The sequence below is a fragment of the Cnuella takakiae genome (assembly GCF_001953305.1).
Classification (GTDB): Bacteria; Bacteroidota; Bacteroidia; order Chitinophagales; family Chitinophagaceae; genus Flavisolibacter; species Flavisolibacter takakiae.
Genome location: NZ_MTFE01000010.1, coordinates 770,392 through 794,220 on the forward strand (window position 1 = coordinate 770,392; position 23,829 = coordinate 794,220).

Sequence of the window (23,829 nt, forward strand, 5' to 3'; positions counted from 1 at the left end):
CCCGATATCTATGTTGGCAACGACTTCCACGAAAACGATTACCTCTATATCAACCAGCGCAATGGCACTTTCCGCGACGAGCTGGCAGAGCGCACCACCGAAACCTCGCAGTTTTCGATGGGCGTAGATGTGGCCGATATCAACAACGACGCGCTGCCGGATATCATTTCCATGGACATGCTGCCCTCGGACCCTTATGTGCTCAAGCGCTCGCTGGGCGAAGACGAGTACAACATCTTCAACATGAAAGTGGGCTATGGCTACCACCCGCAGTATGCCCGCAATACCCTGCAGCTGCAACAGCCCAATGGTTTGTTCAGCGAGGTGGGCCGCCGTGCCGGCATACACGCCACCGACTGGAGCTGGGCGCCCCTATGGATGGATTTCGACAACGATGGCCGCAAGGACCTGTTTATTTCCAACGGCATTCCCAAGCGCCTCAACGATATTGATTATGTAAACTATATTTCCAACGACCAGGTGCAGGGCCGCATCAATGCTGCCCTGGTGAGCGAGCAGGAAATGGCTGTGGTGGACAAGTTCCCGCAGATCAAGCTGCCCAACAAGTTTTTCCGCAACAAGGGCGATGTACTGTTCGAGGACCTGGCTACCGGCATCGAAGGCGACCTACCCACCTTTTCCAATGGCTCAGTTTATGCCGACCTAGATGGCGATGGCGACCAGGACATTGTGGTGAACAATATCGACGATGCGGTGCTGGTGTACGAAAACCACAGCAACGATGGCGGTGCCAAAACCTATCTTTCCCTGCAGCTGAAAGGACCCGGGCAAAACACCAATGCTGTTGGGTCAAAAGCCCTGGTATTTGCAGGAAAAGAAGTGCGCACCTACGAGTACTACCCGGTAAAAGGCTTTCAAAGCAGCATGCAGGTATCGCTGCACCTGGGGCTAGCAGGTACGAAGGCCGATTCGCTGGTACTGGTTTGGCCCGATGGGAGCTACCAGAAAATGGATACCGCTTTGCGGGGCACACAAAAACTTACGTACCAAACCGGTCTTCCCCGCTTCAATATTGCTGCCTTCAATCAGGCACACCGCGCTGGAGGTATCGCAGTGGCAGACCAGACGGAAGCTGTCGGTCTGCAGTTTACCCATGTGGAAAACCCATTTGTTGAGTTTGACCGAGAGCCTCTGATCCCGCACATGGTGAGCCGGGAGGGGCCGGCGCTGGCCATTGCCGATATCAATGGTGATGGGCGTGATGATGTTTTCTTTGGCTCGGCCAAGGGCGAAAAAGCTGCCGTACTGGTACAGGATGCCGGTGGCCGTTTCCGGGCTTTGCCACAGCCTGCCCTTGCCCTCGACAGTATGTACGAAGAAGTGGATGCCGCCTGGGCAGATGTAAACCGGGATGGCGCCCCCGACCTGCTGGTGGCTTCAGGAGGTAACGAATACTACGGACAGGATCCAAGACTCCAGCCGCGTTTGTACCTCAACGATGGCAAAGGCCGGTTGACATTTAAAGCGGATGCTTTTCCCAATATATACCTGACCGCCTCCTGCATCCTGCCGCAGGACATCAATGGCGATGGACTCCTCGACCTCTTTGTAGGTGGCCGCGCAGTGCCCTGGGCTTATGGGCAAACGCCCAGATCCTACCTGCTGCAGGGTGACGGCAGGGGCGGTTTTACCGATGTAACGGCGCGGTTTGGTGCCGACCTGGGCGAAGCTGGTTTGGTTACTGGCGGCACCTGGACCGATATGGACCGCGATGGTGACGCCGACCTGGTGTTATCGCTGGAGTGGGATGCGGTAACCATTTTTGAAAACCGAAAAGGCAGTTTTGTACGGCACCGCATGGGTGATGCCCTGGGCTGGTGGCAATTTGCCAAACCCCTGGATGTGGATGGTGACGGCGACCTGGACCTGGTGGCAGGCAACCTGGGTGAGAACAACCGCCTCAAGCCCGGCACCAGCCAGCCTGTAAACCTCTATTTCGGCGATTTTGACGGCAACGGCCAAAAGGAGCAGGTGCTTACCTACTGGCTGGCGGGCCGCGAAATACCTTTTGCCAATAAGGCGGAACTGGAAAAACAGGTGCCCATACTGAAAAAGCAATTCCTGTATGCCGGCGATTTTGCCAAGGCTACCCTCACCAATATCATCCCGCAGGCCAAGCTGGATGCCGCCCAGAAGCGCAGCGCCAATTATTTTTCCAATGCCGTGCTGATCAATGAAGGCGGTTGGAAGTTTGCCGTAAAAGCCCTGCCCTGGCCTGCACAACTTACTACCTACCGCGATGCGGTGGTGGTGGATGTAAACAGCGATGGCCGCCCCGACTTGCTGCCTGCTGCCAATTTCTTCGATAATAATATCCAGATGGGCCGCTATGCCGCCGATCATGGATCGGTATGGGTGAACAGCGGTAATGGCAACTTTGCCGTAGAACCCTGGCAAGGCACCAGCCTTAAAGGTCAGGTACGCAAAATAAAACCGGTGAAAGTGGGGGGTAAAACCCTGTACCTGCTGGCTCTGAATGGCGGTGCGGCGAAGTTGGTGGAACTAGGAGGAAAGCAGTAAAGCAAGGTGCGGGTTCCCGGTTCACAGTTGAAAGTTTAAAGTCTATCGGATTGCCAATAATGGCATAATTAGGAACAATTCAAATGAACCGAATCTGGTAGAGATGATTCGGTTGCAGCTTTTGTAGCTTATGTTTTTACTCCAATCCATTCCTGTATGGCCTATTTAGCCCACGGTTTTAACCTTGGAACAATAGCATCTGCATAATTGATACAAAACCGTTTAAACGGTTTTGTCCCGTGCATAGGTCGGCATTATCCCCACGGTTAAAACCGTGGGCTAGACATTGCTTTTTTAGAAGCGGTTTGATATCAGTTGGTATTACCGAATGGAAATAGGTAAAAAGCAGTGCGCTGTCAATAATAGGTTTGCAACTTTCGAGAATCCATAATTGACCACCAACGCAAGACGAAATTGTCATCTTGCAATCCGTTGCGCCGTGGCTCCGTCGCGTCGTTGCGTGAAAAACCTTGGCGTCTTTGCTCCTTAGCGCCTTTGCGTGAAACCATACTTGCAGATTCAACAACATGGTTTAAAAAGCCAATTACCTGCAAATCAATAGATCGGATAATAAATCCGGGTCACCCACCTGGTGGTATCCGCTTCCCGGGTGCGGTCGGTAACCAGGGAGGCAAAAGGTATGGCAGGCGAGATATGCCCATGATCCAGCACATAGTTGCCCAGCTGGCGGATACCTTCTTCCACGGTAGCCTGCCCGCCGCGGAGCTCGGCCCATAGGATATTGCCCTTTACCACCATGCGGCGGTAACTGATATCGGCTTTGCCCGGCAGCAGGCGGTTGGTAGGCAGGGCCACCTGTGCTTCGTAGCCGCTACAGGTTTCCTGTACAAAGAGCATGGGCGGGTTGGTGGCCTGTGCACCGGCACTGGTTACATATTGCTGCAGCAGCGCCACCTGGCCGTAGATCTGTTTGGTAGTAGGATAAGCAGGGCTGGTAAAACGCTTGGTCACCATAACGCTGTCGGGTACCTGGCCCACATTTACTTTAAAACCATATAGCTGCTCTGGCTGCTCCATTTGCTGCAGGTTTTGCAGCCAGGCTTTGGCTTTTTCCTTTACCACCTGGGTGCGCTTCCAGGTGGCAATGCGGGCAAGCGGGTCGTTGCCGCCTCTTACTACGCCATTCAGGTACACGATGGTACTGTCGGTACCCAGTGGAATGAGCTTAAGCGGGCTGTTCTGGCTTTGGCTGTCGGTGGTGGCAATGCTGAGCAGGAAGCCGTCGTAAAAACCGGGCCGCAATACTACTTCTTGCGGACCGGCAGCTTTGGCAACCGGGTGCAGACTTTGCTCCTGCAGGCTGCGCTGCAAGGCTTTTGCGGGAAGAGCCAGCTTCAGGGAATATTCAAAAGGTTGCTGCGCCGGGAAATAGGTGAACAGGGCAGCAACCACTAAAATCAATACGAGGGCAATAGTAAGAATCGTTTTTTTCATAATGGGCTTACTGCACCTGTTGCTGGTGCTGGATAATGAAGGGGATGATCGTTTCCAGGCTTTGGCCGCTGCGCTCCAGGGCATCCTGGATATCCTCGCGGCTAACCTGGGCGGCAAAGGCCGGGGTTTTTAATTTTTTCTGTACGCTCTTAACATCCATGCCTTCGTAACGTTGCGGGCGCACGAGGGCAGCGGCATGGATAAAACCCGAAAGCTCGTCGAATAGATAGATCATCTTGTCCATCGTGGTTTGGGGTTCCACGCCAAAATGCCTTGGGCCATGCGAGGCAATGCACTGGATTACGGAAGGGTCGATGTGGCGGCGCTCCAGTTCTTCTACAATCACGCGGCAATGGTCGTTAGGAAACTTTTCCCAGTCGGCATCGTGGAGCACACCGGCCAGCCACCACTTGTGGGCTTCCGCTTCGGGGAGTCCTTCTTTTTCCAGCGCCCACGCTTTCATCACGGCGCCCACCTGTTTCATGTGGAGGCGCAGCTTTTCGTTGGGCACCCATTCTTCCAGGAAGGCCAAGGCTTCCGTTTCGGTCATCACGTTACCGGCATCGGCGGGGTTGCCAAAAGAAGTACGTCCTAAAGGTTGTATTGATTCAGCCATGTTGTTGTTGCAAATAGCGGCAATTTATGGGTTGTTTAATTATTGATTATTAGATTATTGATTATTGCCGCGGCCGGTGCAGTCTAGTAATCAATAATAAATAATCAATAATTACTTGCCGCTTGTGGCTTTCTCTTATTTCACTTCCATACAAGCCTCCCGCAGTGCCGCCATATACACCAGCCCCTTTTGCCGGGCAAAGGCGGTATTCGTTTCCGGGATGGCGTGCGGGTTGGGGTGGGCGTCTACCACGCGGCTCACGCTGGCTTCACGCAACAGGTGAAGCATGGGGTAGGGCGAGCGGTTGGTGTAATTGGCCGGGTCGGAAGGGCTGCTGCCGGCAAAGAGGTAGCCGGGGTGAAAAGAAGCCACCTGGTAAATGCCCTCGTATCCTTCTTTACGCAGCAGGACTTCGGCGGCGTCTACCAACCGCAGGTAAACGGAAAAAGAATTGAAATTTTGCGGCAGGATAAGAAAGGCCGTTTCTATATCAGGGTTGTTATCAAGCTGCTGCAGGATTTTGCGCAGGTCTGCCAGCACAAGGGCCTTGGGGGCGTTTTCCAATACCTCAAACAGGATGCTGTCGCGTTTTACCTCGCGGGCGGCAAAGGGGCAAAAATTGCAACCCACCACCACATCCACGATCCACTTTTTTGTTTGGGCAATCATCACTTCCGGGCTTGCTGGCTGCTTCATAGCGCAAAAGTACGGTGCACACCTAACAGGTCTTCAAGACCTGTTAGGTGTTTTACTCCACATCAAAATAAACCACTGCAGGTTTGGTCCCTTCCGCTTCGCCCATGGTTTGTACCACAATGGCATACCTGCCCGGCACATCGGAAGTTTGAAAGCGTACAGTTGCTTTCCCCGACTGGTCGGTGGCCAGGTAGGGCGCCCAGAACAGCTGGAGGCGCTGGTCGGGGGTATGCCGGTCGGCAGCGCCGGCAGGTAAAGCCATCGATGCCAGCACCGGCTGCCGCAGCTGGGGTGGCAGGTTCAGGGCAGCGGTGCCTGCCGGCGGGGGTAGCCCGGCGCGGTCGCCGGTATAGGTGTACCAGGCCAGTACCCCTTCATAGGTTTGGGTACCATACACATAACGTCTGCCCACCACATCGAGGCGGCGGATTTTAAGGGCGCTCAGCTCCATGAGCTCGTTGATGGCAACAGGCTGTCCGTCGAGCAGTACCAGCGGGTCATTTTCAAACTGCCTGCGGTACGATTCGTCGAACACCCGGAAATGGTAGCCGTCGGCACGCCTGCGCACCACCACTTCGGGAATATACTCCCGCAGCACTTCTTCCAACAGCGGGAAGCGGGTGTAATTATCCAGCAGGTATACCTTATCGGGTTTGCCATAAAAATTGGTGGTATCGATCGGTGCTGCCACCGGGCCGGTACCCATAGCTTCCTGCACCTGTGCCGCCAGCAGGTGCTGCTCCAACTGCGGCGCCCATGCTTTGGGCAGGTAGAGCCTTCCTTCCGGCACTTGTGGTACGGGGTAAAACAAGGGGAATGGCGCAATGCGGTACCTGCCGCTTGCCGTTACCGGCGGCTGTATCCATGCGGCACCCGAGTCGTAAAAAGGCGGCGGGTTGAACCAAGCGATGCCTGCACTGTCGGCAGTAGCCTGTACAAAAGCAAAGGGCTTACCGGGTACCGAAAGGCTGGCAGTCACCCCGCTGGCAGGCAGGTCGCTGCCGGCATGGGTAATGCGTACCGGCAGTAACAGGCCTTCGCGCTGGGGCAGCCACTGGTTCTGTACCGCCTGCACTTCGGTGCCCATGGTGAGCAGTGCCAGTTCTTTGGCTTCGCGGTCCGGGGCCTTAACCCTTTCTGGTACCGGGTGTTGCAGCGAATCGACCCGGAAAACGGAAACGGCTACCTCAGTGGGTTGTCCAGTAGTCAGCTGTACGGCCACGGTCTGGCGTTTGCCATAGCGCTGTTGCCCGGGTGTCACCGCCAATATGGTTGTGCGGTTGCCGGGCTGATGCCACCACCGCTGTGCCTGTATTTTACCGCCACCGTCATAAAGCAGTATGGGGGCAGTTCCTTCCGGCAGGTCGGCGGCTGTAAGCTGGAATGTGGTGCTGCCATTGTTGATCATCCCGGTATGCAGGCTCCTGCTGTGGAGGAAAACCTGTTGCCCGTTGAAGTTGGCGCTTGCCGCCACCTGCACATCGGCACCGCCATTGGCAGCGGCCTTTACCTGCATCACCATACCTTGGGTGGCAACAGCGGGCAGGTACCTGGAATATAACTTTTCTTGATGGCTTACCTCCAAACGGTATTGCATGCCTGCCTGGGGGCGCAACTGAAAACCTGCCCTTCCGCCACAACAGGTAGTAATATGTGCAAGGGTGTCGTTGCGGCTGTTCAGTACCACGCCAGCTGCTTCAATGGGGGTGCCCCAGGTATCTGTTATCTGCACCCCAACTGTATTGCCGAGGCCAGCCACCAGTTGGCCGCTTGTTGTAAAAAACTGCACCCCAACGGAATCGGCAGGCGTAGCATTGGGCTCCAGCGGTGGCTGTTCGGGATTGACAATGGTGAGGCTGGTAGAAAAAAAGCCCCCGGGCCCAACCACCTGCTGCCCGGCAGTGTACACCCGCAGCAGGTACCTGTCGGTGGCTATGGTGGCTGGAAGAAAGAGGCCGCCGTAGCCCCTGCTATCCCGCAAGGCGATCATACCGCGTAGTGCCACCTGCCCCCTGCTGTTTAACAGTTCCACAAAAGCCGCCCGCTCCAGGTCAGAAGCTTTGCCGGAGTTCAATGCAGTAGTGATGGCGCCCAGCCAAATGGTTTCGCCGGTAACAAAAAAATGCTTGTTGACGGCTGCCGATAGTCGCTGCTGGGGCAACAAAACAGGGCTGCCTGCCAGCTGTGCTTGGGCCGCCATAGCCAGCGGCAACAAGGCAAAATGTAAAATGAAATATCTAAGGCGTTGGCGCATGAATAGTGCAGTTAAAGATTCAGGTAGTTTCCACAAAAGGGGTAGCCGCTGGTTTCTCAACCTTATTACCAAAAAGATGGCTTGGAAGTTACCCCGCCCTGCTCGGTGCAGTCCACGCACGAACTTCGGGTGATGGCCAGTCCGCCACCGGTAATGAAATAGGCGGGTTCCAGTTGCAACCGCTTGAGGTAATACACCGCACTGTCACCCGGTACAATCTGCACGGAGCATACACTTTCCGCTTTATAGCCGTCCACGATCTCGGCACGTTTGATAAAAATCCGTTGCTCCGCCACCGATGAAATACTCAGGAAACCAACTACCGGCTCATCGGGGTTGCTCAGGTTTTGGATATTGCCCCGTAGCTGTGCCGGTTGGGCATCGAAGAGGGAGCCCCGCTGTTCGGTATTCTTTTGCAGGATCTGCCAGTAGTCGAATGCTTCGCGGCTGAGGGCATACTGCCGTACCAAGATGCTGTACCGCTCGGCCATCTTGGGTGTAGCTGTTTTGATGCGGGTAATGAGTTTGCGTTGTACCACATCCTGCGTGAGCGAGGTGCTTACCCCCAACAGAATATTGGGTGCAGGGTCGGTGCGCCAGCATACATAACGCATTTCGTCCGGGGTGCGGGCCACGATACTGTCTTCTTTACGGCGGAAAACGGCTTCAAAAAAAGCGCGGTATTCCCAGGTTTCTTCAAAGTCCCAGCGGTAATAGCGGGTATTGTTTTGCGGGTCGCGGGTATCGATATAGATGGAGGCAAAGCCATCCTCCTGCTCCCAGTACAGCCGCTCAATGGGTGGCGTTTGTTTTACCGTTACAAATTCGGAAGCGGCATCAACACCACCGGCGGTGCGAATGAGGAGGCGGTAACCCGTGCCGGTTTGCAAAGGCAGGGCCGCCGCCGTGTAAGTGCCGGCTGCCGTTTCGGTGAGCGGGTACCGGGCGCCGCCGCCTTCAATTTCCAGCCTGGCGCCTGTTTCTTTTACCGCCGTATCGCCACCGGTGAGCCGCCGGGTACGCGACAGCCGGATGGTGGTTTGGCCGCCCGCCTGCACCAGTCCGTCCACCACCAACAGGCTGCTGGCATTGAGCACCTCGGGTGGCTCATAGGGTTTTACACAGCCTGCGGCAAACAGTGCAAAGGCCAGGATGAAGGTGTAAAAAGCGATGTTGGTATAGCGCATCAGAATCGGATATTAAACGTGACAAATGGAATGGCCGTGGCAAAAATGGACAACTGGTAGCCCTTGATTTCGTTTTGCTCCTGCACGAAATACACGGAGTACACATTGCGGCGTGCCAGCATGTTGTATACGCCAAAAGACCATGCATTGTGGGTGCGTTGGTGCACCTTGTGGTTGCCCTCCACATTAAACGATAGGTCGGTGCGGAAATAATCGGGTATGCGGTGGCTGTTGCGGTCGCCATACAGCAGGCGCTGGGCACCGCCCAGCACAAAGGAGCCAATGGGTAAGGTAACGGGCCTCCCGGTATTGTACACCAGGTTGGCCGATGCGCTGAAGCGGTGCGAAAAGCGGTAGTTGGTCACCACGTTCAGGTTGTGCGGCTTGTCAAAATCGGCAGGGTAGGCCTTTCCCCGGTTGATCTGCTCACCGGCAATGGGGTCGTCGAGGCGGAGCCAGCTGCGCGAAAAAGTATAGGCGATCCAGCCATTGAGCTTGCCCGTGGTTTTTCGTACCAGCAGTTCGGCACCGTAAGCATAGCCTTTGGTGTTCACCACGTCGCGCTCCACCCTTTCGTTGAGCACCAGCACCGCCCCGCTTTTATAATCGAGGAAATGGCGCATCCGTTTATAATAGGCCTCCACCGACAGTTCCAGCACATTGTTGCGGGTATTGCGGTAAATGCCCAGCGATGCCTGTTCGCCCACCTGTGGACGGATGTGGTTGTCGCTGAGCTTCCAGCTGTCAACCGGCGATATAGCCGCACTGGTGCTCAGCATATGCAGGTACTGGCGCAGGGTGTTCACACCCATTTTCATGGAAGTCTGTGCATTGAGGCTATACCTTGCCGAAAACCGGAACTCGGGGCCCATCCAGTTTTTGACCAGTTTGCCCCGGCCGTAATAGGCCGAGTCCTGCACGGTGTTTTGGCTCCGGGGTAGCCCGGCTACATAGCGGTACACGGTACGGGGCCCCAGGTATTGAAATGCGGAAAGGCGGATGCCCGCATTTACCGACAGTTTGCTGTTGACGGTCACTTGATCGCCCAGGTACAGCGCCGACTCCAGGGCCTGTTCTGCGGCAATCTTGCGCCCTGCCACCAGCGACTCCTTGCCTTGGGGCACCAGCTCGCCGGGTTGCAGCTTGTAACGCATGGTATGCAGACCAAAGCTGAGGGTGTGTTTATTGTTGGGGATATAGGTAAAATCGCTGCGCAAAAACAACTGGGTGATGCCAAAGCTGAGGGCAAAGCCATTGACGCTATTGCTTTGGCTGCCCACATCAAAACCGTAGCGGTCGAGGCCACCCGAAAACATGCCCGTAAGCCGGTTGCTGAACTGCCTTTTCCATTTGAGGTTCACATTGCGGTTGCCGTAGGCGTAGTTGGTGTCGTTGTTGAACCGGAAGTCATCCTGGCTGAAATAGCCGGTCAGCGACAGCGTGTTCCGGTCATCGATGCGGTGCTGGAGGTGCAGGTCGGCGTCGGAAAAAGAAGCCGCGCTGTTGCGGTACACGCCACGCGGCAGCTGGCGCAGCAGCCAGTTGGAATAAGTGGTGCGGCCCCCCACCAGGAAGGTGGTTTTGTCACTGCCCAGCGGCCCTTCCAACGATACGCGGCTGGTCAGCAAGCCCACACCGGCATTGCCCGACACCTGTTTGCGGTTGCCTTCGCGGGTGCTTACATCCAACACCGCCGAAAGGCGGCCGCCATATTTTTCGGGAACAAAACTTTTGTAGAGGTCTACGCCCTTTACCATATCGGGGTTGTAAGCGGCAAAAAAGCCAAACAGGTGGGCGGGGTTGTAAATGGTAGCGCCATCGTACAGCATCAGGTTCTGGCTGGCGGCACCACCCCGTACGTTGATGCCGGTGCTGGCTTCGCCAATGGTGCTGACGCCGGGCAGCGCCATCACAACCCGCAGCACATCCACTTCGCCCATCAGCGCAGGCAGCTGTTTGATGGTGCGAATGTTCAGCTTTTCAATACCCATCTGCGTGGTGCGCAGGTTGGTATTGCGACCCGAGTACACCGTTACCCCGCGCAGGCTGGTGATTTGCTCGTCCAGTTCAAAGTTCAGGCGGCCATCGCCCAGCACCTGCACCGGTAGTTCGGTTTCCTGCATGCCCGTGCTGCTGATACGCAGGGTGTACCTGCCAGGTGCCAGGTTGAGGGTATAAAAACCATCGTTGGCTGCAAGTACGGAGTTGCCGGCGCCCACCACCTGTATTTGTGCCCCGCCGATGGACTCGCCGTTTTTGCGCTGGCGTATATAGCCGGCCAGGGTTGCCCGGTTTTTGGCTGTGCCGCCCTTCGCGCTGCCTACCACTACAGCCTGTGGCTGCAACTGCCGCCGGGTAGTATCGGCGGTGCGGCCGCCGGGGCTGAAGAAGTTGGCCGCAAGCGGCTTCAGCGGGGTAGTGGTAATAAAAACGTTATTGTCGGGGTCGATGGCGAAGTGATAACCACTGCCGCTGGTTACCGCTTCCAGCAACTCGGGGAGGGTTGCCGCTTTAAGCGTAGCGCTTACAGCCACGCTGTCGAGGCTGGGCTCGATAAAGAACATGCGGCACCCGTACAGCTCTTCCACTTTGGCTGCAAACTTCCGGAAGGGCGTTTTGCTGAAGCTGGCATCGGCTCGTTTACCGGTCTGGGCCGTGGCCGCCTGCACCCACAACAGCAGGAGCAGTAACAGGATGTAGTGTATGCGATTGTTCATGCAGGCTATTTTGTTTCGGACAGCCGGGCTGTGGCAATAAGGATTGATTCAGGCTTGGTTTTAAAATCAGGGCTTTGTTGCAGCAGTTCTTTTACCTGTTCGCGCCGGTCGGCAAACACCTGGTACAACTGGTTGGCCTTTTCCACCGTAAACACCCTGCCGTTGCGGACCACGTAAAAGCGGCGGTGCGGGATGAACCTGCCCTGTTCATCGCTGCCGCTGGCGGCCTTGGCTTCCTTGTAGCGGTAGGCCAGCACCAGGCTTTCGCCGGCATGCAGCACTTCGTACATTCCGGTCAGCCGCCTGTTGTCCACTACCGTGTCCAGCCGTCTGAAGTAGCGGCCGTTCAGGCTGAATGCTTCGATCTTCTCCGGCACCAGGCTGATGGAAAAGATCTGTGCCCCGCGGGTGATCACCTGCTGGCGCACAATATCGTAGTTGAGCGGAACCCCGTCGTATCGGCTATGATCGTACCAGATGGTATCCAGCGCCATGCTATCCTGTTCCAGGAAGGGGTGACCCGACATGTTGAGATAGGTACGGATGTACTCGGGACCATTGTACAGCCTTTGGTGGAACCCCAGGGTTTGGCGGTACAGCGAATCGGCGGCAGGCTGTGCCTGCGCAGCCTGCCCCAATAGGAGGAGCATGCACAGAAAAAAGGTATGGCGGGCAAGCAATGGCTGAAGTTTTGGGTTAAGATACGTTCAAAGCAAGCAGGACGGCATTCCAGAACCGGTTGGTTCTACTGCCAAAACGAACTGGCAGGAGCCTCAACCGCTACCTTTTTCTTACCGGCAGCCGGAGCAAAATTCAAGGTAGCTGGTGTTTACACTGGCTTCGCAACGGGTGGACAGCCTATCCCTGCCGAACGTTGCACAATATCTTTTTTTACCGGCACAAGGTCAGTTGGAATATGATGGGCGGGAGTTGCAGCCGCATAACCAGATGTAGGTACGGGCATGCAATCCATTTGCGGAAGTCAAAGCCCTACCTTCGGCACACTTATGCTCATCCTTGCCCAACCCATCCGTATCAACCCTGCTTATTTATTGATTACCGTAGTTGTAGTTGTCGCCTCCTGGCTGCTCCACGAAGGGGCGCATTACCTGGCTGGTATCGCCCTGGGCTATCCCATGGCTATGACGCTTAATACGGCTTACCCGGTCAGCGGCAGCTACAACAGCAGCGCCCACGAACAGTGGATCAGTGCAGCAGGCCCCTTGTTTACCCTGCTGAGTGCGATCCTCGTTTTTGTGTTGATGGGCAAAGGCCGCCGGCCCTTGTTGTACCCCGTTTTGTTTACTGCTTTTTATATGCGCCTGCTGGCCGGTATCATATCGTTGTTTAATCCCAACGATGAAGCCCGCATCAGCAGCTGGCTGGGCCTGGGCCGTTTTACCCTGCCCCTGTTGGTAGTGGCCATCCTGGGATGGCTGCTCTACAAAAGGGCAAGCGAACAGGGGGTAAGCCGGCGGGTCAATTGGGTTACGCTGCTGGTAGTGATGGTAGTAGCATCGGCCATCGTCCTGTCCGACCAGTTCTTCCGATTGCGCCTGCTTTAAGTGCCGCCTGCCCGGTTTTTCAGGCCATTTTTGCTGTAAAAAGGGGGAAAACCGGGTTTGGGTGTTGTATGTTGATAAAGTTTGGTCAAAATTTTTATTGTAAATCAATACGTTGCAAAAGGTGTATGTAAAATAGTTACCTTTTTGCTTGGCTGTGCACTACGGTTCTGCCTATCTTCGCGCCTCAATTTTTCATCAGCTACCGGGATGGCGGTGGCGATCCCTGCTCGTTCGGGATGAAAGGAACGGGATAAATTTATCATTATGAGCAAACTGCATTTTACAACCAAGCATGCGAATGCGGCTACCGTACAACACAACTGGTACGTTGTGGACGGTACCAATCAAACCGTGGGTCGTATGTGTGCCCGTATCGCGGCAATCCTGCGCGGTAAGAACAAGGCATACTACACCCCTCACGTTGACTGCGGTGACTATATCATCGTTACCAATGTTGAAAAAGTGAAATTCACAGGCAACAAGATGGACGAGAAAGTTTACGACCACTTCACCGGTTACCCCGGCGGCCGTAAAGAAGAACTGGCCAAAGACCTGCTGAAGCGTCGTCCTGAAGTAATCATTGAGCGCGCCGTGAAAGGCATGCTGCCCAAAAACCGCCTGGGCCGTCAGATGTACAAGAAACTGTTTGTGTACACCGGCGATCAGCATCCCCACACCGCACAGCAACCCAAGGAACTGAAATTCTAAATCAATCAGCTGTTAGCCGTTAGCTGTTAGCCCTTAGCTAACAGCCAAAAGCTAAAAGCTAAAAGCTATACTAAATGGAAAAGCAAAGAAATGGTGTAGGACGTCGTAAGGAAGCGGTAACCCGCGTATTCCTGTCGAAGGGTTCCGGCAACATCACCGTAAACGATAAAGACTACAAAGTATACTTCCCGCTGGTGTACCTGCAAAACCAGGTAGAGCGCCCGCTGAAAACCGTTGAGGCTGCCGACAAGTTCGACATCAAGATCAACGCTGCCGGTGGTGGTGTGAAAGGCCAGGCTGAAGCCGCTATGCTGGGTATTGCCCGCGTACTGGTGGAAATCAACCCTGAGTTCCGCCCCGCACTGAAAGCTGCCGGTCTGCTGAAACGCGATCCCCGCTCGGTTGAACGTAAGAAATTCGGTCACAAAAAAGCTCGTCGCAGCTACCAGTTCTCGAAGCGTTAATACGGCTGTTGGCTTTTGGCCTTTAGCTGTTAGCTACTGGTCAAAGACAATCCGACACATCATAAAACAAACAGCTAATAGCCAACAGCTAATAGCTAAAAGCTCAAAACACTCATGGAACAAAATACTTCCCTTCAACAACAACTCCTCGAAGCAGGTGTACACTTTGGTCACCTGAAGAAGAAGTGGAACCCCAAGATGTTGCCCTACATCTTCGCTGAGAAGAAAGGCATCCACATCATCGACCTGAACAAAACTACCGAGTGCATGCAGGAAACTGCAGCTGCCCTGAAGCAGGTAGCCCGCAGCGGTAAGAAAATCCTGTTTGTTGGTACCAAGAAGCAGGCTAAAGATATCGTTACCGAGTGCGCTCAGCGCGTAGGTATGCCCTATGTTACCGAGCGTTGGCTGGGTGGCATGCTCACCAACTTCAACACCGTTCGCAAGAGCGTGAAGAAGATGCAGAGCATCGACAAAATGCTGGGCGACGGTTCTTTCGACTCGATCACCAAGAAAGAGCGTCTGACCCTGACCCGCGATAAAGACAAGATGGAAAAGGTACTGGGTGGTATCGCCCAGTTGGGTCGTGTACCTGCTGCCCTCTTCATCATCGACATCGGTCACGAGCACATCGCACTGGCTGAAGCCAAGCGCCTGGGTATCCAAACTTTTGGTATCGTTGATACCAACTGCGATCCCAACAAGGTTGACTTCGCTATCCCTGCCAACGATGACGCTACCAAGTCGATCGCAATCGTTACCAACTACATCACCGCTGCTATTGCTGAAGGTCTGGCCGAGCGTCAGGCTGACAAAGACGTAGACGGTGATGATGCTGCCAACGACGAAGAGAACGAGCGCCGCGCTGCCCGCCTCGAGGCTGAAGCCCAGAGCGAAGGCGGCCGTGGTGGTCGTGGTCGTGGCCCTGCAGGTGCTGGTCGTGGTCCTGGCGCGGGTGGTCCCGGTGCTGGTGGTCCTGGCCGTGGCCGTAGCGGTGGCGCAGGTCGTGGTCCCGGTGGTCCTGGCCGCGGTCCCGGTGGTGGTCGTCGCTAAACCCCCTGTCCCCTAAAGGGGGAACTTAGGTCGAACATTCCCTTTGACTTACAGTAGTTCTTTTATAAGCAAGTGTGTGATGTTGGAGTGAGCTGCATAATTCTATTCAGCGTCCCTTGCGTCGCACACTTGTGCTTTTATAACCTTATTCGGCAACGGTGTAGCTCTTAGCACATTAGCACATTGGCTAATTAGCACATTAGCTTATCAACCTTTTTGCCTTTAAAACATAACGCACAATCATGTCTGTACAGATTACTGCCCAGGATATCAACAAGCTGCGCCAGGCTACCGGCGCTGGTATGATGGATTGCCGCAAGGCCCTCACCGAAACAGGTGGTGATTTTGAAGCCGCTATCGACTGGCTGCGCAAGCAGGGCCAGAAAGTTGCCGCCAAGCGCAGCGACCGCGAAGCCAAGGAAGGCGTGGTAATTGCCCGCACTTCTGCCGACAACAAGATCGGTTATGTAATCACCATCTCTTGCGAAACCGACTTCGTATCGAAGAACGCCGACTTCGTAGCTTTTGCACAAAGCATTGCCGACGCTGCTGTTGCTGCCGATGCCAAGAACGTTGAAGAAGTAAACGAAGCTACCGTTAACGGTGCCAAGGTTTCCGACCTCATCAACGACAAGCTCGCTTCTATCGGTGAGAAAATTGGTATCGTTCGTTACGAGCGTGTAGAAGCGCCTTATGTTGCTTCTTACATCCACGGTGCTTACCGCATGGGTGTGCTGGTAGCTATGAACAAAGAAGCCGCAGAAGCCGGTAAGGACGTGGCCATGCAGATCGCTGCCATGAACCCCGTAGCTGTTGACGAGTCTTCGGTACCTGCCGAAACCGTAGAGCGTGAGCGCGCCATCATCCTGGACGTGATCCAGCAGGATCCCAAGATGGCCGGTAAGCCCGAGGATATGCTGAACAAAATTGCCCAGGGCAAACTGAACGCCTTCTTCAAAGAAAGCACCCTCACTGCCCAGGCCTTCGTTAAAGACGGCGGCAAGAGCGTTGGCGACTACCTGAAGAGCGTAGACGCTGACCTGAAGGTTATCGAGTTCAAGCGTGTAGCACTGGGTTAATCCCTTTGTTCGCAACCATATAAAAGAGGCTGTTTCTCCCGTAGAAACAGCCTCTTTGTTTTTTATACCAGCCTTTTGCCAATGGCCGGCAAACCGTTGAAACGGTTTGGTGTTCTGCGAGGGCTGTTGTTGTCCCACGGTTGAAACCGTGGGCTAATAAATGCTTCCGAATGCATGTTGTGCTGGCTTTTGCAGCCCCATAATATGATTGTAGCATTGAACCTAAACAGGATCAAAAAGGATCTTGCAACTATGTCTGGTGCATGGTATGGCCAGCCATTAGCCCACGGTTTCAACCGTGGGATATGCAATACGTACAATTGGATATAAAACCGTTTCAACGGTTTTGCTATTGGCCTCTGTTATTACCTATTTGGAAAAGGTCAGTTCCGCATTGACGGAAAACCCTTGTGCCGTGATAGGCCCTTTAACCTTAAGCGTGCTGTTGGTCAACTCGGTAATGGTAAGCGTAGTACCCAGGAACGTAAGCTCCTGTTCATTTGCACTTAGTGAGTAGGGTGCATTGCTGGTTTGCGGGACTGCAGGATCACATTTTTCTGCACCTTCATCGGTTGTAACGGTATTGTCGTTATTGAATTTATACAGGTTATCCTTCAGGCAGGACTGCATCATCTGGCTGTTGTATAAATCGGTTATGGTAAAAGGGCCAGCTACAAGCGGCGGGTTGGCTACTGCAGCTGTTAGGCGCCATTGACCATTGGTGAGCAATTGGGCGCGTGAAACTTTTTCATCTTCGTCTTTATCACAACTGCAAAGGAGGACGGCTGCAAAAAGTGCAGCGACGGTGCGGTTAGCAAGGGTGCTGAGCATATACCTGGTTTTAGTTTGATGGTTTGGGAACAGGGAATGGTTTTGCAGGAAAAGGAACCAACGGTATTCAGCGGGTGGGATCAGGTGCCCAAAATAAAACAAAAGATCATCCTTGCAAGGACTTTCCTGTTCAAGGATAAAGAACGCATCAGCCAATGAGCCCGATGGGGCAATAGCACAGCTATTAACATGGCTTTCGGCCTAAAGAAGCTAAGTTTGCTCCCACTTTATGAAGCAGCTTTTTTCTCTTCTCCTTATACTCGCTTTCCTTGCGGTGCTGCAGGCAACTACCGGTTGCGCCAATATCATTCCCCCGCAGGGTGGTCCCCGCGACTCCTTGCCGCCGGTACTGCTGAATGCCGCACCTGCAGACAGCACGGTTAATTTCCGTGGCAACCGCATCGTGCTCAACTTCGACGAGTTTGTAGACCTGCAGGAAGTGCAGGGTAACCTTTTGTTTACCCCGCTTTTTGAAAATGTACCGGTAGTGGAAGCCCGCCTGCGCACTGTTACCATCCGCCTGAAGGACTCGCTTGAAGCGAATACTACCTATACCTTTGACTTTGGCAATGCCCTCCGCGACATCAATGAAGGCAATGTGTACCGGAATTTTGCCTACCGCTTTTCCACCGGTCCCTACCTCGACTCGATGGAGCTTTCCGGCAGGGTAGTGGATGCCGAAACCGGCAAGACCGACACCACCATGATCGTGGTGCTCCACCGCAGTTTTGACGATTCGGCGGTGTACAAAACACGTCCCCGCTATGTAAGCCGTGTGGACCGTGATGGTGGCTTTCGTTTCCGCAGCCTGCCCCGTGATTCTTTTGCCATCTATGCCATTGGCGATGCGGGCATCATGCGCCGCTATACCAGCCCTGCACAGGCTTTTGGGTTTGCCAACAGTGCCGTCGTATCGGGACAGGATTCCGTACAGTTGTATGCATATAAGGAAACCGCCGAAAACACCACGCAGCAGCGCAGTACCAGCACAACAGGTGGCAATACCGCTGCCGATCGCAGGCTGCGTTTTACCTCCAGCGGTAGCCAGCAGGACCTGCTCCAGGATTTTACCCTCACCTTTGAGCGGCCCCTGCGCCAGTTCGACTCTACCCGGGTGAGCCTTGCCGCCGACAGTACCTTTACGCCGGTAAGCGGTTACCGCTGGCTGCAGGATAGCACCCGCCGTGAACTGAGCCTGCGCACCCAGTGGCAGCCCGACAAACAGTACCACCTGATCCTGCAACAGAACTTCGCCACCGATACCCTGGGCAGGCAGTTGCTTAAGGCCGATACCGTGAGCTTCAGCACCCGCCGCCTTGCCGAGTACGGCGCCATCAACCTGGAAGTAAGTGGTATCGACACTACCCAGAACCCGGTACTCCAGTTTGTGCAAAGTGATAAAGTGGTTTATTCCGTGCCCATCCGCAATGGCAGGTTTACCCAGCAGCTCTTCCTGCCCGGCGATTACGACCTGCGCCTGCTCAACGACCGCAACGGCAATGGCCGTTGGGATGCTGGCCAGTTCTTTGGGCAGCGCCGGCTGCCTGAAATAGCACGGCCTTTTACCCAAAAGATTACCATAAGGGCCGACCGGGAAAATGACCTTTCGTTGCCCGCACCAAGGTGATAAAAGGTACTTTACTGCTACGGGTTGCATGAATAGGTGCTAACTCAAGGTAAGAGCCGCAAAGAGCGCAAAGAAGACGCAGAGACAGCGAAGGAAGTCCTTAGCGCTCTTTGCGGCTCTTTTGTGCTCTTTGCGTTACTGTATTAAACCGCCAAAAACTTGGTTGCAGTTACACTTATTCATCACTCACCACTCCTTACTTATCCTACTTGTTAAAGCTCCAAACAAGGCCTGAAATCTCCTGCTTTTCAGCCCCATTTACCCGCTGTATTTCAGTAAATTTGCCCCCTTATGGAGTTCTCAAGCGCACTGTTGGAATCGGCGGTAAATGAGTTTGCCAAATTGCCCGGCATTGGTAAAAAAACGGCCCTGCGCCTAGTGCTGCACCTGTTGAAGGAAGAAGAAGAAGAGGTACAGCATTTCAGTGATGTGATGCGCCGCATGCGCAGCGAAATCAAGTTTTGCCAGCGCTGCCACAATGTGTCCGATTCCGATCTCTGTTCTATCTGCGCCAACACCTCCCGCAAGCAGGACATCATCTGCGTGGTGGAAAGTATCCGCGATGTGATTGCGCTGGAAAGCACCCAACAATTCAATGGTACCTACCATGTGGTAGGAGGCGTTATCTCGCCGCTTGATGGTATTGGCCCCTCGCAATTGAATATCGATACCCTTATTCACCGCACCCAAAAAGAAGAGACTGCGGAAGTGATTTTTGCCCTGTCGCCCACCATACAAGGGGATACTACCATTTACTATATCCAAAAGAAACTCCCCGCAGGCATTAAGGTTACCACCATTGCCCGCGGCATCGCCTTTGGCGGCGAGCTGGAATATGCCGACGAAATGACCCTTGGCCGCTCGCTGCAAAACAGGCTGCCGGTGGACCGGTATGTGGGGAACAGGTAATACACCCCCTGTCCCCCTAAAGGGGGAACTTAGGCTTAAGTGTTCACCTTTTCAACCACATACGTTAGGTTGCAATCGTGATAAACAAAACAGCCACTCTGTTTCGGAGTGGCTGTTTTTATAAGAATAAGCTTTGACCTAAGTTCCCCCTTCAGGGGGACAGGGTGTGTGGTATTTCTCTTATCTTTGCACCGCTGGCGGATTTGTTTATTGTTCGGCCAAAACCCATACAACCGGGAACAGAACTAATAAACGTGTGAACCTACTTCTTAAAAGAAGTCCCTCCTCGTTTACCTGTTCCTGCCGGGTGGCCGCTACCTACAAGCCACTGCAACTGCCACTTTTGCACAATACATAGCTTCTTCGTGAAACTTTGTGTCCTTGTGCCTTCGTGGTTCAAAATTCAAAGCATGGACATCCGTAAAGAACTCGAACAACGCATACTGGTGATTGATGGCGCCATGGGCACCATGATCCAGCGTCATAAACTCACCGAGGAAGATTACCGCGGTGAGCGCTTCAAAGACTGGCCTTCCGACCTTAAGGGCAATAACGACCTGTTGTGTCTTACCCAACCCGAAATCATCAAGGGGATCCATAAGCAATACCTCGCTGCCGGCGCCGATATCATTGAAACCAACACCTTCAATGCGCAGCGCATTTCCATGGCCGACTACCACATGGAAGACCTGGCCTATGAAATCAACGTGGCTGCTGCCCGCATTGCAAAAGAGGCTGTGCAGGAGTACCAACAGGAAAGCGGTGACAACACCCCCCGCTTTGTTGCCGGTGCCATCGGGCCCATGAACAAGACGCTTTCCCTTTCGCCAGATGTAAACAATCCGGGCTTCCGTGCCATGAGCTTTGATGAAGCCGCCGACGCTTACTACCAGCAGGTAAAAGCATTGGCCGAAGGTGGCGCCGATCTCTTTTTGATCGAAACCATATTTGATACGCTCAATGCCAAAGCAGCCATTTTCGCAGTAAAAAAATGGGAGCGCGAAAGCGGCCGCAAACTGCCCGTCATGATCTCCGGTACCATCACCGATGCATCGGGGCGTACGCTGAGCGGGCAAACACTGGAAGCGTTCTACACATCGGTGATGCACGCAAGGCCGCTGAGCATTGGTTTGAATTGCGCCCTTGGTGCACAGGAAATGCGGCCCCATGTGGAGGAGTTGAGCAGCATCGCTGCCTGCTTTACATCGGCCTATCCCAATGCGGGTTTACCTAATGCCATGGGCGAGTACGATGAAGCTCCTGAAGACACTGGTCACTATATTGAAGACTGGGCAAAGCAGGGCTTTGTCAACATCGTTGGTGGCTGCTGCGGCACCACCCCCGACCACATAAAGCACATTGCAGATCATGTGAAAACGCTGAAGCCCAGACCGCTTCCTGTTGTTGAAGCCGTGGTGTAATTTGATGGTTATTGAACCACGGAGACACTATGGCACAGAGTTACACAGAGGGTTTTTATAAACCACTATCGGAAAGAGAGCACTGGCTGGCAAAGCAGATTGTTGATATTGCCTACCATATTCATAAAGCATTAGGGCCAGGTCTTTTAGAAAGTGTTTATGAAAAATGCTTTTGTTATGAACTGAAGAAAAGAGGTATTCCTTACAAAAAGCAAAGTTCAACGCCCATTAACTACGATCATTTGATTATAGACGATGGGTTGCGGATCGATATACTGGTTGATGATCTCGTGATCATTGAACTTAAAGCACAGGAAAACTACCACCCGGTTTGGGAAGCGCAATTACTGAGTTACCTGAAACTAACGGGTAAACGCCTGGGATACTTAATCAACTTTCATGTGCCGCTTATGAAAGATGGCATTAAAAGAAGAATAAACTAAACTGTGAACCTCGGTGTCCTCCCTGGCTCCGTGGTTCAAAAAGAACAGCATGACCGAACAAACGATCATAAAACCCTATCTCCGCCTGGCTGGCCTCGAGCCGCTGGTGGTGCGTCCGGAAACGAATTTCATCAACGTTGGTGAGCGCACCAACGTTACCGGCTCCAAGAAATTTGCGCGCCTTATCCGCGAAAGCAAATACGAAGAGGCGCTCTCCGTTGCCCGCCAACAGGTGGAAAGCGGCGCACAAATCATCGACGTAAACATGGACGACGCCCTCCTCGATGGTGTGCTGGCCATGACCACCTTCCTCAACCTCTTACAGGCCGAGCCCGACATTGCACGCATTCCTGTAATGATCGACTCCTCCAAGTTCGAGATCATCGAAGCGGGTCTTAAATGCGTACAGGGCAAGTGCGTGGTAAACTCCATATCGCTCAAAGAAGGCGAAGAAAAATTCATTGATCAGGCACATATCTGCCTGGCTTATGGCGCTGCGGTGGTAGTAATGGCCTTCGATGAAAATGGACAGGCCGATAACCTCGAACGCCGCATTACTATTTGCGAACGCGCTTACAACATACTGGTAAACGAAGTGGGCTTTGCTCCGCAGGACATCATCTTCGATCCCAACATCTTTGCCGTTGCCACCGGCATCGAAGAACACAACAACTACGCTGTTGATTTCATCGAAGCCACGCGCATCATCAAGCAGCAAATGCCCCTGGCAAAGATCAGCGGTGGCGTGAGCAATGTATCCTTCTCCTTCCGTGGCAACGACCATGTGCGCGAAGCCATTCATTCCGTATTCCTTTACCATGCCATCAAGGCAGGTATGGATATGGGTATAGTAAACGCCGGACAGCTGGTGGTATACGAAAGCATCGAGCCCGAGCTGCGTGAACGCTGCGAGGATGTGGTGCTCAACCGCCGCTCCGATGCTACCGACCGGCTTCTTGCTTTTGCTGAAACAGTGAAGGCGAAAGGTAAGGAAGAAGTGAAAGACGAAGCATGGCGCAACCTGGATGTGGAAGAACGCCTTACCCATTCGCTTGTAAACGGCATTACCGAATACATTGATACCGACACCGAGGAAGCAAGGCAGCAATACCCCCGTCCGCTCGATGTGATCGAAGGCCCGCTGATGAAGGGCATGGATGTAGTGGGCGACCTTTTTGGCGCAGGTAAGATGTTCCTGCCCCAGGTGGTGAAAAGCGCAAGGGTGATGAAAAAAGCCGTTGCTGTTTTAACGCCCTATATCGAGGCAGAAAAAGAAGAACGATTGAAAGCCCATGCCGCTGCCGGCACACAGGCCACCGAAACCGCAGGTGCTGCCAAAGTGCTGATGGCAACGGTGAAAGGCGATGTACACGATATTGGCAAAAACATCGTAGGGGTGGTGCTGGGTTGTAATGGTTATGATGTGATTGATATGGGCGTGATGGTGCCCGCAGATAAAATCCTCGATACGGCACAAAAAGAAAATGTGGATGTGATCGGCCTCAGTGGTCTGATCACGCCTTCGCTGGATGAAATGGTGCACGTGGCCCGCGAAATGAAACGCCGCGGTATGAAGCAGCCCCTGATGATTGGCGGCGCCACTACCTCACGTACACACACAGCCGTAAAGATCGCTCCCGAATACGAGCATGGCGTTTTGCATGTGCTGGATGCCTCGCGCAGCGTAACGGCGGTGAGCAGCCTCCTGAGCAAGGAACAGAAAGAAGGCTTCCTGCAACAGATCAATACCGAGTACGAAAACCTGCGCGTGCAGTTTGCCAACAAGCAGGGACATAAGGCTTCCATTGCTTACGAAACTGCAGTAACCCTGCGCGAGCAAATGGACTGGCAGAATTATACTCCCACCAAACCTGCTGTTGAAGGTGTAAAAGTGTTCCAGGATTTTGACCTGGCAACCATCGCCCGCTATATCGACTGGGGACCCTTCTTTATTGGCTGGGAAATGCCGGGCCGTTTTCCGCAGGTGCTGAAGGATGAAAAATTTGGCGCTGAAGCCACCAAGTTGTACAACGATGCACAGGCAATGATCGAACAGGTCATAGCAGAAAAATGGTTTACTGCCAAAGGCGTAATTGGCTTCTGGCCGGCGCAAAGCAATGGCCGCGATACCATCATCCTGCAAACGGAACAAGGGCCTGTACACCTCGAATCGTTGCGCCAGCAGAACAAGAAAGCTGCGGGCCAGCCCAGCTTTTCGCTAGCTGATTTCGTAAAGCCCATCCCCGACCCTTCCCGAAGGGAA

General features: G+C 53.9%; 19 protein-coding genes. 11 read left to right on the plus strand and 8 right to left on the minus strand.

Annotation, left to right across the window (positions count from 1 at the left end):
- Nucleotides 1–2,541: VCBS repeat-containing protein (locus BUE76_RS03635; RefSeq protein ID WP_216820615.1), on the plus strand; the 2,541-nt coding region annotated here is incomplete at its 5' end.
- Nucleotides 2,542–3,096: 555 nt separating this feature from the next.
- On the opposite strand, the gene BUE76_RS03645 is transcribed toward BUE76_RS03635, so the two are convergent.
- From BUE76_RS03645 to BUE76_RS03675, 7 genes are all read right to left on the minus strand, one after another.
- On the minus strand, nt 3,097–3,996 hold the full coding sequence (locus BUE76_RS03645) for a hypothetical protein (RefSeq protein ID WP_073046922.1): 900 nt from the start codon (nt 3,994–3,996) through the stop codon (nt 3,097–3,099).
- A 7-nt stretch (nt 3,997–4,003) separates the two neighbouring features.
- Nucleotides 4,004–4,612: an HD domain-containing protein gene (locus tag BUE76_RS03650; protein ID WP_073046919.1), complete on the minus strand. Its 609-nt coding sequence runs from the start codon at nt 4,610–4,612 to the stop codon at nt 4,004–4,006.
- A gap of 135 nt (nt 4,613–4,747) precedes the next feature.
- On the minus strand, nt 4,748–5,308 hold the full coding sequence (locus BUE76_RS03655; protein ID WP_073046917.1) for a DUF1415 domain-containing protein: 561 nt from the start codon (nt 5,306–5,308) through the stop codon (nt 4,748–4,750).
- 52 nt (nt 5,309–5,360) lie between these two features.
- Nucleotides 5,361–7,562: a hypothetical protein gene (locus BUE76_RS03660; protein ID WP_073046915.1), complete on the minus strand. Its 2,202-nt coding sequence runs from the start codon at nt 7,560–7,562 to the stop codon at nt 5,361–5,363.
- A gap of 65 nt (nt 7,563–7,627) precedes the next feature.
- On the minus strand, nt 7,628–8,749 hold the full coding sequence (locus tag BUE76_RS03665; protein WP_073046912.1) for a DUF4249 domain-containing protein: 1,122 nt from the start codon (nt 8,747–8,749) through the stop codon (nt 7,628–7,630).
- Nucleotides 8,749–11,466: a TonB-dependent receptor gene (locus BUE76_RS03670; RefSeq protein ID WP_073046909.1), complete on the minus strand. Its 2,718-nt coding sequence runs from the start codon at nt 11,464–11,466 to the stop codon at nt 8,749–8,751. The genes BUE76_RS03665 and BUE76_RS03670 overlap by 1 nt, the downstream gene beginning before the upstream one ends.
- A gap of 5 nt (nt 11,467–11,471) precedes the next feature.
- Entirely contained in the window at nt 11,472–12,116 is a 645-nt protein-coding gene (locus BUE76_RS03675; protein WP_143157435.1) for a hypothetical protein, read from the minus strand.
- A 357-nt stretch (nt 12,117–12,473) separates the two neighbouring features.
- On the opposite strand from BUE76_RS03675, the gene BUE76_RS03680 reads away from it, so the two are divergent.
- The 5 genes from BUE76_RS03680 (at nt 12,474) to tsf (ending at nt 16,335) form a co-directional block, all read left to right on the plus strand.
- Nucleotides 12,474–13,031 carry a hypothetical protein gene (locus BUE76_RS03680; protein ID WP_073046901.1) on the plus strand — a complete coding sequence of 186 codons (558 nt, stop codon included), beginning with the start codon at nt 12,474–12,476 and terminating at the stop codon, nt 13,029–13,031.
- Nucleotides 13,032–13,295: 264 nt separating this feature from the next.
- Nucleotides 13,296–13,739, plus strand: coding sequence for a 50S ribosomal protein L13 (rplM, locus tag BUE76_RS03685; RefSeq protein WP_073046899.1), 444 nt, complete (start codon nt 13,296–13,298; stop codon nt 13,737–13,739).
- A 74-nt stretch (nt 13,740–13,813) separates the two neighbouring features.
- On the plus strand, nt 13,814–14,203 hold the full coding sequence (gene rpsI, locus BUE76_RS03690) for a 30S ribosomal protein S9 (protein WP_073046896.1): 390 nt from the start codon (nt 13,814–13,816) through the stop codon (nt 14,201–14,203).
- 114 nt (nt 14,204–14,317) lie between these two features.
- Nucleotides 14,318–15,256: a 30S ribosomal protein S2 gene (rpsB, locus tag BUE76_RS03695; protein WP_073046893.1), complete on the plus strand. Its 939-nt coding sequence runs from the start codon at nt 14,318–14,320 to the stop codon at nt 15,254–15,256.
- A 242-nt stretch (nt 15,257–15,498) separates the two neighbouring features.
- Nucleotides 15,499–16,335, plus strand: coding sequence for a translation elongation factor Ts (gene tsf / locus BUE76_RS03700; protein WP_245798413.1), 837 nt, complete (start codon nt 15,499–15,501; stop codon nt 16,333–16,335).
- 369 nt (nt 16,336–16,704) lie between these two features.
- On the opposite strand, the gene BUE76_RS03705 is transcribed toward tsf, so the two are convergent.
- Nucleotides 16,705–17,166, minus strand: coding sequence for a lipocalin family protein (locus BUE76_RS03705; RefSeq protein ID WP_073046888.1), 462 nt, complete (start codon nt 17,164–17,166; stop codon nt 16,705–16,707).
- Nucleotides 17,167–17,395: 229 nt separating this feature from the next.
- On the opposite strand from BUE76_RS03705, the gene BUE76_RS03710 reads away from it, so the two are divergent.
- The 5 genes from BUE76_RS03710 to metH form a co-directional block, all read left to right on the plus strand.
- Complete coding sequence (locus BUE76_RS03710) at nt 17,396–18,793, plus strand: Ig-like domain-containing protein (RefSeq protein WP_073046885.1); 1,398 nt, start codon at nt 17,396–17,398, stop codon at nt 18,791–18,793.
- A gap of 291 nt (nt 18,794–19,084) precedes the next feature.
- The gene (gene recR / locus BUE76_RS03715) at nt 19,085–19,702 is read left to right on the plus strand and encodes a recombination mediator RecR (protein ID WP_073046882.1); all 618 of its coding nucleotides are present in this window, start codon (nt 19,085–19,087) and stop codon (nt 19,700–19,702) included.
- A gap of 410 nt (nt 19,703–20,112) precedes the next feature.
- Complete coding sequence (locus BUE76_RS03720; protein ID WP_073046879.1) at nt 20,113–21,123, plus strand: homocysteine S-methyltransferase family protein; 1,011 nt, start codon at nt 20,113–20,115, stop codon at nt 21,121–21,123.
- Between the two features lie 29 nt (nt 21,124–21,152).
- Entirely contained in the window at nt 21,153–21,566 is a 414-nt protein-coding gene (locus BUE76_RS03725) for a GxxExxY protein (protein WP_073046875.1), read from the plus strand.
- Between the two features lie 49 nt (nt 21,567–21,615).
- The coding region (metH, locus tag BUE76_RS03730; protein WP_076026763.1) for a methionine synthase at nt 21,616–23,829 on the plus strand (2,214 nt) is incomplete at its 3' end.